Genomic DNA, 459 nt, shown 5'->3' with positions numbered 1-459 from the left:
CAGCAGTTGAACGGCCCGCAGGTTCTTCGTCCTGCGATAGATCAGTGATGCCTTCGTGCGTCTCATTGTGTGAGTGCCATACATGGCTGGGTCAAGGCCAATGGCTTTCACCCAGCCTTTGACGATACGGGCGTACTGACGAGTGGATAGATGGTCTGAGTTATGCAGTCGACTCGGGAACAGGTAGTCCTCGCCGCGGAGCTGTACTTGATGTATCCAAGCCGCGAGCGCCGCCCGAGTTTGCTCAGTGATCTCGAACTGCACTGGCCGCTGTGTTTTCTGCTGCATCACTATTGCTCGTGATGACACCTGCTCACCATGGGCAACGTCCCGCACACGGAGCTTGGTTAAGTCGCAGGCTCGAAGCTTGCTGTCGATGGCCAGGTCGAAGAGAGCCAGATCCCGAGTTCTTTCTGCAATTTGAAGCCTTACTCGGATGGCCCAGAGATCTCTCAGTCG

1 protein-coding gene is annotated in these 459 nt (G+C 56.0%); it reads right to left on the bottom strand.

Going from position 1 to position 459, the window contains the following annotated elements; all coding sequences use genetic code 11:
- A partial coding sequence (locus tag M8013_RS00195) for a tyrosine-type recombinase/integrase (RefSeq protein WP_336263233.1) occupies positions 1-399 on the bottom strand: 399 nt, incomplete at its 3' end.
- Positions 400-459 lie beyond the last annotated feature (60 nt).

The organism is Silvania confinis (assembly GCF_025564085.1).
Lineage (GTDB): Bacteria > Pseudomonadota > Gammaproteobacteria > Enterobacterales > Enterobacteriaceae > Enterobacter > Enterobacter confinis.
The sequence above is the reverse complement of the archived record's forward strand: the minus strand, read 5'-3'. Positions and strand labels throughout refer to the sequence as shown.